The organism is Brevundimonas sp. (assembly GCF_030656255.1).
Lineage (GTDB): Bacteria > Pseudomonadota > Alphaproteobacteria > Caulobacterales > Caulobacteraceae > Brevundimonas.
In genome coordinates this window covers 1-9256 of sequence record NZ_JAUSOE010000009.1, presented here as the reverse complement: position 1 = coordinate 9256, position 9256 = coordinate 1, and the positions used below count along the sequence as shown (strand labels likewise).

Annotated in this window: 9 protein-coding genes; 7 read left to right on the top strand and 2 right to left on the bottom strand. The window is 68.2% G+C overall.

Going from position 1 to position 9256, the window contains the following annotated elements; translation table 11 throughout:
• The coding region (locus Q7J26_RS00465; protein ID WP_304934569.1) for a cyclopropane-fatty-acyl-phospholipid synthase family protein at positions 1 to 1177 on the bottom strand (1177 nt) is incomplete at its 3' end.
• A gap of 185 nt (positions 1178 to 1362) precedes the next feature.
• Between Q7J26_RS00465 and kdsA the strand changes: the two genes are divergently transcribed.
• From kdsA to Q7J26_RS00430, 7 genes are all read left to right on the top strand, one after another.
• Complete coding sequence (gene kdsA / locus Q7J26_RS00460; protein WP_370651884.1) at positions 1363 to 2241, top strand: 3-deoxy-8-phosphooctulonate synthase; 879 nt, start codon at positions 1363 to 1365, stop codon at positions 2239 to 2241.
• Positions 2242 to 2259: 18 nt separating this feature from the next.
• Complete coding sequence (gene rfaE2, locus Q7J26_RS00455) at positions 2260 to 3714, top strand: D-glycero-beta-D-manno-heptose 1-phosphate adenylyltransferase (RefSeq protein WP_304934568.1); 1455 nt, start codon at positions 2260 to 2262, stop codon at positions 3712 to 3714.
• On the top strand, positions 3711 to 4712 hold the full coding sequence (rfaD, locus tag Q7J26_RS00450) for an ADP-glyceromanno-heptose 6-epimerase (protein WP_304934567.1): 1002 nt from the start codon (positions 3711 to 3713) through the stop codon (positions 4710 to 4712). Before rfaE2 ends, rfaD begins: the two co-directional genes overlap by 4 nt.
• Complete coding sequence (locus Q7J26_RS00445) at positions 4709 to 5806, top strand: DUF3089 domain-containing protein (RefSeq protein ID WP_304934566.1); 1098 nt, start codon at positions 4709 to 4711, stop codon at positions 5804 to 5806. Before rfaD ends, Q7J26_RS00445 begins: the two co-directional genes overlap by 4 nt.
• Positions 5807 to 5884: 78 nt before the next feature.
• Positions 5885 to 6865, top strand: coding sequence for an SPFH domain-containing protein (locus Q7J26_RS00440; RefSeq protein ID WP_304934565.1), 981 nt, complete (start codon positions 5885 to 5887; stop codon positions 6863 to 6865).
• Between the two features lie 16 nt (positions 6866 to 6881).
• Positions 6882 to 7352 carry an NfeD family protein gene (locus Q7J26_RS00435; RefSeq protein WP_304934564.1) on the top strand — a complete coding sequence of 157 codons (471 nt, stop codon included), beginning with the start codon at positions 6882 to 6884 and terminating at the stop codon, positions 7350 to 7352.
• Between the two features lie 43 nt (positions 7353 to 7395).
• On the top strand, positions 7396 to 8805 hold the full coding sequence (locus Q7J26_RS00430; RefSeq protein WP_304934563.1) for an MFS transporter: 1410 nt from the start codon (positions 7396 to 7398) through the stop codon (positions 8803 to 8805).
• Here the strand turns inward: Q7J26_RS00430 and rnhA are convergent.
• Positions 8802 to 9254: a ribonuclease HI gene (gene rnhA, locus Q7J26_RS00425; protein WP_304934562.1), complete on the bottom strand. Its 453-nt coding sequence runs from the start codon at positions 9252 to 9254 to the stop codon at positions 8802 to 8804. The two genes, Q7J26_RS00430 and rnhA, sit on opposite strands and share 4 nt — an antisense overlap.
• Positions 9255 to 9256: the final 2 nt, after the last annotated feature.

Genomic DNA, 9256 nt, shown 5'->3' with positions numbered 1-9256 from the left:
TGCGGAAGCCGGCCTCGCAATAGGCGAGATAGAATCGCCACAGGCGACGGAAGCGCTCGTCGAAGCCGCCGTGGCGGCGGATTTCGTCCCACGCCGCCTGAAAGCGTTCGTCCCAGAGCCTGAGAGTCTCGGCATAGTCCTGGCCGAAGCGGTCGACCGCGCCCCAGTCGAGGCCGGCGGCGGCCACGATCGGCCGCAGCGCGGCTTCCGAGGGCAGCATGCCGCCGGGGAAGATGTATTTCTGGATGAAATCGGTCCGCCTGCGATAGGCGGCGAAGGCGTCGTCGTGGATGGTGATGATCTGCAGACCCGCGCGGCCGCCCGGCTCGAGCACCTCGTGGATCTTGCCGAAATAGGCGGGCCAGTATTCCTCGCCGACCGCCTCGAACATCTCGATCGAGGCGACGCGGTCGAAGCGGCCGCTGACGTCGCGATAGTCGATCAGCTGGAGGTCGACCCTGTCCGAGAGCCCGGCGTTGAAGATCCGCTGGCGGGCGTAGTCGTACTGCTCGCGGGAGATGGTGATGCCGGTGACGCGGGCGTCGACCTCCCGGGCCGCGAATTCGGCGAAACCGCCCCAGCCGCAGCCGATCTCGAGCACCGACTGGCCGGCCCGAAGGTCCATGGCGCGGGCGAGGGCGGCGTATTTCTCGCGCTGGGCCGCCTCCAGCGCCATGCCCGCCCGGGTGAAGCGGGCCGAGGAATAGGTCATCGTGCGGTCCAGCCAGGCGCCGTAGAAGCTGTTGCCGATGTGGTAGTGGGCGTGGATGTTCTTGCGCGAGCCGGCCCGGCTGTTGCGATGCATCCGGTGCGACAGCCAGTGGACGGTCTTCATGATCCGGTTGCCGACCATCAGGCGCCGGATGTGGTCGCCGTTGCGGGCCAGGGCCTCGAGCAGGGCGGCGAGGTGCGGCGTCTCCCACTCGCCGGCCATATAGCCCTCGGCGAAACCGATATCCCCGGAGGCGAGGACCCGGCGGGCGAAACGGACGTCGCGGATGTCGAGGACGCCGGAGGGGCCCGGCTGCCGGCCTTCCAGAAGATGGCTGGTTCCGCCGGGGAGCCGGACGGTCAGGCGGCCGACGGTCCAGTTCGCCGCCAGCAGACGCAACAGGAGGCCGAACCCGCGCGGCGCGCGGGCGGCGGCCTCATGCCGATCGGCGGTCACCGACGTCATGGCGTGAACGTGGGGTGGAAGGGGGTCGATCGTCAATCCCCCCCGGTCAAGCTGGCGTGGTGGCCTTGCCCCGGCCGGCCGTGTAGCTTGCGAAGACGAGGGCCCGACGCCACCTGATCGCCGCATAGATGCAGCAAGGGGCGGCCGTCGCGCCGTCAGTCAGCCGCCATTCCGGGAAGTTCGCCGTGTCCAGACCCAACGCCATCATCGACATCAAGGACGGTCTGAAGCGGCCGGTCAGCATCGGGGGCGGTCAGCGCATCGTCTTCATCGCCGGGCCGTGCCAGCTGGAAAGCCGCCAGCATGCGCTGGAGATGGCCCATGCGCTGAAGGAGATCGGCGAACGGCTGAACGTCGGCATCGTCTACAAGACCAGTTTCGACAAGGCGAACCGGACCAGCGCCAACGCCGCGCGCGGTCTTGGGCTGGAGGGTTCGCTGCCGATCTTCGCGGAAATTCGCGAGAGCGTCGGCCTGCCGGTGCTGACGGACGTGCACAACGAGGCGCACTGCGCCGAGGCCGCCCAGGCGGTGGACGTGCTGCAGATCCCGGCCTTCCTGAGCCGCCAGACCGACCTGCTGCTGGCCGCGGCCGCGACAGGCAAGGCGATCAACATCAAGAAGGGCCAGTTCCTCGCGCCCTGGGACATGAAGAACGTCATCGCCAAGGTGGTCGGGGCCGGCAATCCGAACGTCATGGCCTGCGAGCGGGGGGCCAGCTTTGGCTACAACACGCTGGTCAGCGATATGCGGTCGCTGCCGATCCTGCGCGAGATCGGCTGCCCGGTGGTGTTCGATGCGACGCACAGCGTGCAGCAGCCGGGCGGGCAGGGCACGTCGTCGGGCGGTCAGCGCGAATTCGTGCCGGTTCTGGCCCGCGCCGCCGTCTCGGTCGGCGTCGATGCAGTCTTCATGGAGACCCACCCGGATCCGGACAATGCGCCGTCGGACGGCCCCAACATGGTGCCGCTGGATCAGTTCGAGGCCCTGGCCGCGCAGTTGATCGCCTTCGACGACCTGGCCATCAAGATCGGGGCCAAGGCGCCGGTGGCGCAGGCCGCCTGAATCCTCTAGGTCGGGCGCATGTCTGACACCCTCGATCTGGGCGCCCTGCAACAGCTGCTGGAGCGCGTGCGCGACCTGAAGACGGCCTGCGTCGGCGACCTGATGCTGGACCGCTACGTCTATGGCGAGGTCAGCCGGATCTCGCCCGAGGCGCCGATCCCGGTGCTGCGCACCCGCCGGACCACCGCCATGCCCGGCGGAGTCGGCAATGTCGCGCGTAATGTCGCGGCCCTGGGCGGGGTGGCGCATCTGGGCGCCGTGACGGGCGAGGACGCGGCCGGCGCGGAACTGCGCGACCTGATCGCCGCCGAGGACCGGATCATCGACTTCATCGCGAAGCCTGCCGGCGCCACAACCATCGTCAAGACGCGGTTCGTGGCGGCGGGTCAGCAGCTGCTGCGTCTGGACGAGGAGGCGGCGGCTTCTCCCTTGACCGAATCGGACGCGTTTTCAAATGCCTCTGCCATTCTGCTGTCGGACTACGCCAAGGGTGTGGTCGGAGACGCCCTGATCGCCTCGGCCCTGAAGGCCGCCAGGGAGACCGGCGCGCCGGTCATCGTGGATCCCAAGGGGCGGGATTTCGCCCGCTATGGCGCGGTCGATGTCATCAAGCCGAACGCGTCGGAACTGGCCGGGGCCACGGGCCTGCCGGTCGAGACGGACGCCGAGGTCGAGGCGGCGCTGGCGGCCCTGCTGGGGGCGACGACGGCGAAGGCCATCATCGTCACCCGCGCCGGCAAGGGCATGAGCCTGGCGCGGCGTGACGGGCCGGTGCGGCATTTCCCGGGCCGGGCGCGCGAGGTGTTCGACGTGTCCGGCGCCGGGGATACGGTGCTGGCCGCCCTGGGTCTGGCCCTGGGGGCCGGAGCCTCGCTGGAGACGGCGGTGCAGTTCGCCATCCTGGCCTCGGGCGTCGTGGTCGGAAAGGCGGGGACGGCCGTGGTGACGCCCTCAGAACTGATCGAGGCCGAGCTGAGCCAGCACGCCGTCGCGGCCCAGGCCAAGGTGACGCCGCTGGATGAGCTGGCGGCCGAGGTCGAGGCCTGGCGCCGTCAGGGGCTGAAGGTCGGCTTCACCAACGGCTGTTTCGATATTCTGCACCGCGGGCACGTCGCCTATCTGGCCCAGGCGCGCGGTTGGTGCGACCGGCTGGTGGTGGCGTTGAACACCGACGCCTCGGTCAGGCGGCTGAAGGGCGTGGGGCGTCCGGTGAACGACCTGGACAGCCGCGCCGTGGTGATCGGCGGCTTGAGCAGCGTCGATCGGGTGACCAGTTTCGACGATCCCACCCCCATCGCCCTGATCGAACGGCTGCGGCCGGACGTGCTGATCAAGGGATCGGACTATAGCCGCGAGGGCGTGGTCGGCGGCGACCTGGTGGAGAGCTGGGGCGGGGTGGTCCGTCTGGCGGAATTCAAGGATGGGTATTCGACGACCCGGACGATCGAGAAGATGACGGGAAGCGCGCAATGACGCCCAGAATGATCGTGGTGACGGGCGGGGCCGGCTTCATCGGCTCCAATATCGTGGCGCGGCTGACGGCCGAGACGGCCTATGACGTGGTGGTGTGCGACCGGCTGGAGACGGCCGACCTGGCCAAGTGGAAGAACCTGGCCAAACATCCCATCGCCGACTTCTGGGCGCCGGAAGAGATGTTCGAACAGCTGGAGCGTCATGCGGAGCGGATCGAGGCCGTAGTGCATATGGGCGCAATTTCGTCCACGACCGAGCCGGACGCCGACCTGATCCTGCGCACCAACTTCACCCTGTCGCGCGACCTGTGGGACTGGTGCGCGATCCGCAATGTGCGGATGATCTACGCCTCGTCCGCGGCCACCTACGGCGACGGGGAGACGGGGTTCAATGACGATGACGATGCGGAGTCGCTGTCGAAGCTGAGGCCGCTAAACGCCTACGGCTATTCGAAAATGCTGTTCGACCAGTATGCGGTGCGTCAGGCGGATCGCGGCCAGGCGCCGCCCCAGTGGGCGGGGCTGAAATTCTTCAATGTCTATGGCCCCAACGAGGGGCACAAGGGCGGGATGAAGTCGGTCGTGGCCCAGATCTGGCCCAAGGTGGCGGCCGGCGAGACGGTCAGCCTGTTCCGGTCGCACAATCCCAACTATCCGGACGGGGGCCAGTTGCGCGACTTCGTCTATGTGGACGATGTGGTCGATATCGTTGAATTCCTGCTGCAGTCGCCGGAAGTCTCGGGCGTGTTCAACGCCGGATCGGGCCAGGCGCGCTCGTTCGACGATCTGGCCAAGGCCACCTTCGCCGCCGCCGGGAAGGACCCGTCGATCCAGTACATCGACATGCCCGAGGCGATCCGCGACCGGTACCAGTATTTCACCCAGGCCCGGATGGACCGGATCCGCGCCGCCGGGTTCGAAGGCCAGTCCACGCCGCTGGAAGAAGGCGTGCGCCGCTACGTCCAGGACTTCCTGGCCAAACCCGATCCATACAGATGACCCGTCTGACCACCCGGCAATGGATCGGCTACACCGGGTTCGTCCTGGTGTTTCTGCTGACTGCTGCGGTCGCCGTCTGGCGCGGAGACATCCTGCGCGCCGGTCTGGATCCCCAGGTGCCGTTCCAGACCTACAAGCCGCCGCCGGCGCCCGATTACGCCGATCCACACGCCTGGGCGCTACTGGACGCTCGTGTGCCCGGGGCGGGGACGGGGAACGTCTTCTTCGTTCATTCCACCACCTTCGACGGCGGACGCGAATGGAACGGCGCCATCGGAGATCCCAAGGCCGACGCCTATCTGTATCGGGTGGTGCTGCCGAACTATGCGGGGCCCTTCGCTCGGGCGGGGGCGGTCAGCGCGCCACGTTATCGCCAGGCCAGCCTCTATACCCGCCTGACCCTGCGCGACGACGCGCGCGAGGCCCGAGCCTTCGCCTATGAAGACGTGCTGGCGGCCTTCGACGTCTGGTTGGCTCGTCATCCGTCCGGCCCGATCGTCCTGGCGGGGGTGGAGCAGGGCGCTGACCTTCTGGACCGTCTGATCCGCGAGCGGATCGCGCCGGACAAGGGGGTGCGGGACCGGCTGGCCGCCGCCTATCTGATGGATGCGATCATTGCGGCGGAGAACCTGCCGGCCTCAATTCCCGCCTGCGCCGACCGTCACCAGATCCATTGCGTGGTCGCCTGGTCGCAGGTGGGCGACAAGGATGAAGGCGCCGCCCGGCGCCGTCTGCGTCGGGCTACGGTGTGGGATGGTCGCGGGCGTCTGGTCGATCTGGCGGATCGACCATCGGTCTGCGTGAACCCGGTGACCGGGGGTACGGGCGAAGAGCCGGTCCCCGCGCGCCTGCACCGGGGCGCCACCAATGCGACGGGGCTGGAATGGGACGCGCGGCCGGCTCTGATGGCGCGCGAGGTCGCGACCCAATGCCGCGATGGTCTGCTGCGCCACACCTGGCCCGATCTGGAATCCTTCCGGGAGACCGGCAATTGGGCTGACCGACGAAAAGCACGCCCTTACAACCTGTTCTACGGCGATCTGGAAGCGGATGTGGCGGAACGGCTTGCAACCTATGCTCGGCAGGCCGGCTGAAAAATCGGACGAACACCGTCCGGTTTCGGTGGCGCGGCTCGCGTCCCGCGCGTAACCTCCTCGCATACGGAGGATCACATGGACGTTCTGACCATCTTCGCCGGCGTTCTGCTGCTGCTTGCAATCGCGCTCCTGTTCAGCGTCATCAAGATCGTGCCGCAAGGCCGTGAATTCACAGTCGAACGCTTCGGCAAATACACCAAGACCCTGAGCCCCGGCATCGGTTTCCTGACCCCGTTCGTCGAGCGGGTGGGCAAGCGGATGAACATGATGGAGCAGGTTCTGGATGTGCCGACCCAGGAAGTGATCACCAAGGACAACGCCATGGTCCGGGTGGACGGCATCGTCTTCATCCAGGTGATGGACGCCGCCCGCGCCGCTTACCGCGTCGACGATCTGCCCTACGCCATTTCCCAGCTGTGCATGACCAATCTGCGCACCGTGGTCGGGTCGATGGAGCTGGACGAGGTGCTGAGCCAGCGCGACAGCATCAACACCCGGTTGCTGCACGTCATCGACGCCGCGACCGAGCCCTGGGGCGTCAAGGTCAACCGGATCGAGATCAAGGACCTGACGCCGCCGACCGACGTGACCAACGCCATGGCCCGCCAGATGAAGGCTGAGCGCGAGCGCCGCGCCGTGGTCACCGAAGCGGACGGCGAGAAACAGGCCGCCATCACCCGGGCCGAGGGCGCCAAACAGGCGGCCATCCTGGAATCCGAAGGCCGCAAGGAGGCCGCCTTCCGCGACGCCGAGGCGCGCGAGCGGGAAGCCGAGGCCGAGGCCCGCGCCACCGCCATGGTGTCCGAAGCCATCGCCCGCGGCGACGTCAACGCCATCAACTATTTCGTGGCGCAGAAATACGTCGAGGCCTTCGCCGAACTGGCTCGCAGCCCGCAGCAGCGGACCGTCATCGTGCCCGCCGAAATGGGCGCCCTGGTCGGCACCATCGCCGGCATCGGCGAGATGGTGAACCTGGCCAAGGGGCAGCAGCAGGAGCCGACCCCGCCGCGCCCCGCCGCCGCGCCGCGTCGTCCGTCCGTACCGCCCACCGCCTGATCAGGGAGACCCTGTCATGACCGTCGTCGCCGATCTGTACGCCGCCCAACCGTTCTGGATCTGGCTGGCCGTCGGGGTTCTGTTGCTGGCCGTCGAGTCGATGTTCTCGACCGAATGGCTATTGTGGCCGGCGGTCGCGGCCGGGCTGGTGGCCGTGATGACGGCGGTCGGGGTGCGGCTGGGCCTGCCGGGCGAGGTGGCGGTCTTCGCCGTGCTGACGGTCATCGCCACCCTGTTGTCGCGACGCCTGATTCAGAAGGCCAATCCGGACGGCGTGGACATCAACGACCGCGACAGTCGCCTGATCGACCAGCGCGCGCGGGTGGTCGAGGCCTTCGTCGGCGGGCGCGGCCGGGTCTTCGTCTCCGGCGCCGAATGGTCGGCCGTCATCGAGGGGGGCGCGCCCGAGGCGGGACCCGAGGTGGGGCAGGATGTCGTGGTGAATCGCGTCAGCGGTTCCCTGCTGACGGTGCGCCCCGCGACCTGAGCCGCTCCACGCAACCTTTGCCGTGGGACGACGTTCGACGCAGATGTCAGACAGCCGTATCGCCTCCGTCGCCCCGTCCCAGGATGGACTGCCGGTTCCGAGGCGCTACTGGGCCATAATCTCCATCGGCCTGGGGATCACTCTGGCGGTTCTGGACGGGGCCATCGCCAATGTGGCCCTGCCGTCTATCGCCAAGGATCTGCAGGCGTCCGAGGCGGCGTCGATCTGGATCGTCAACGCCTATCAGATCGCCATCGTCGTCGCGCTTCTGCCCTTGGCGTCTCTGGGCGAGATCGTCGGCTACCGCCGGGTGTCCCAGGTGGGGCTGGCGGTCTTCACCCTGGCCTCCCTGGCCTGCGCCCTGTCGGATTCGATCCTGACCCTCAGCCTGGCGCGGGTGCTGCAAGGATTCGGGGCCGCCGGGATCATGAGCGTCAACGGCGCCCTGGTGCGGTTCACCTATCCGCAGCGGATGCTGGGCCGGGCGGTCGGGATCAATGCGGTGATCGTCTCCATGGCCGCCGCGGCCGGCCCTACCATCGCCAGCGCCGTTCTGAGCTTGGGCGAATGGCGCTGGCTGTTCGCTTTGAACATACCGCTGGGCGTGCTGGCGGTGTCGATGGCGGGCTTCACCCTGCCTCACAATCCGTTGCAGAAGCGCAAGCTGAACCTGACCGGGGCGGCGCTCAGCGCGGCGGCCTTCGGTTTCGTCATCACCGGCATGCAGGCCCTGGCCCACGGCGAGGCCTCGATCCTGGGCTTCGGCCTGACGGGATTGGGGCTGGCGGCCGGCGTGCTTCTGGTACGGCATGAGAAGCCCAGCAAGACGCCGTTGATTCCACTGGATCTGCTGGCGCGCCCCATGTTCGCCCTGTCGGTCGCGACCTCGATCATCTCCTTCACCGCCCAGATGATGGCTTTCGTTTCGCTGCCGTTCTTCCTGCAGGGTTCGCTGGGGCTGAGCGCGGTGGAGACAGGGCTGCTGATGACGCCCTGGCCGCTGGCGACCATGTTCGCCGCCCCCTTGGCCGGTTGGCTGTCGGATCGGTATTCGGCGGGGATACTGGGCGCGGTCGGGCTGAGCCTGTTCGCCTGCGGCCTGATGGGCTTGAGCTTCCTGGACGGGGATTCGTCGAGGTTCGACATCATCTGGCGCATGGCCCTGTGCGGGGCGGGGTTCGGCTTCTTCCAGTCGCCCAACAACCGCGCCCTGCTGTCCGAGGCGCCGCGCGAACGGGCCGGGGCGGCGGGCGGCGCCCTGGGCACGGCGCGCGTGCTGGGCCAGTCGCTGGGGGCGGTCGTGGTGGCCTTCCTGCTGTCGGCGGCGCCGACGACCGGCGTGCGTCACGGCTTCGAACTGGCCGCCGTCGCGGCCCTGTTCGGGGCGGTGATGAGCGGATCGCGCATCCGCCGCCGCACCGCCGAGCCGGAAAAGGAGGTCGAGGCCGTCTAGACCCGCCTGAGATCGGCGACCCCGCGATTCGCCAACTGGTCGGCGCGTTCGTTCAGTTCGTGCCCGGCGTGGCCCTTGACCCAGCGCCATTTGACGTCGTGCTTCAGACGGGCGGCGTCCAGGCGCTGCCACAGGTCGGCGTTCTTGACCGGCTTCTTGTCGGCGGTCAGCCAACCGCGCGCCTTCCAGCCGCGCATCCATTCGGTGATGCCCTGCATGACGTATTTGCTGTCGGTGTGAAGCTCGACCTTGCACGGGCGTTTCAACGCCTCAAGCGCCATGCTGGCGGCCATCAGCTCCATGCGGTTGTTGGTCGTGTTGGGCTCGCCGCCCCACAATTCCTTTTCGTGGCCGCCCCCGGTCTGAAGCAGGGCGCCCCAGCCGCCAGGGCCGGGGTTGCCCTTGCAGGCGCCGTCGGTGTGGATGATGACGTGATCAGTGGGACTCATGG

What these genes read in the sequence shown, in the direction of transcription:
- rfaE2 (WP_304934568.1), top strand. Translation starts at nt 2,260, where the DNA reads ATGTCTGACACCCTCGATCTGGGCGCCCTGCAACAGCTGCTGGAGCGC.
- rfaD (WP_304934567.1), top strand. Translation starts at nt 3,711, where the DNA reads ATGACGCCCAGAATGATCGTGGTGACGGGCGGGGCCGGCTTCATCGGC.
- Q7J26_RS00445 (WP_304934566.1), top strand. Translation starts at nt 4,709, where the DNA reads ATGACCCGTCTGACCACCCGGCAATGGATCGGCTACACCGGGTTCGTC.
- Q7J26_RS00440 (WP_304934565.1), top strand. Translation starts at nt 5,885, where the DNA reads ATGGACGTTCTGACCATCTTCGCCGGCGTTCTGCTGCTGCTTGCAATC.
- Q7J26_RS00435 (WP_304934564.1), top strand. Translation starts at nt 6,882, where the DNA reads ATGACCGTCGTCGCCGATCTGTACGCCGCCCAACCGTTCTGGATCTGG.
- Q7J26_RS00430 (WP_304934563.1), top strand. Translation starts at nt 7,396, where the DNA reads ATGTCAGACAGCCGTATCGCCTCCGTCGCCCCGTCCCAGGATGGACTG.
- rnhA (WP_304934562.1), bottom strand. Translation starts at nt 9,254, where the DNA reads ATGAGTCCCACTGATCACGTCATCATCCACACCGACGGCGCCTGCAAG.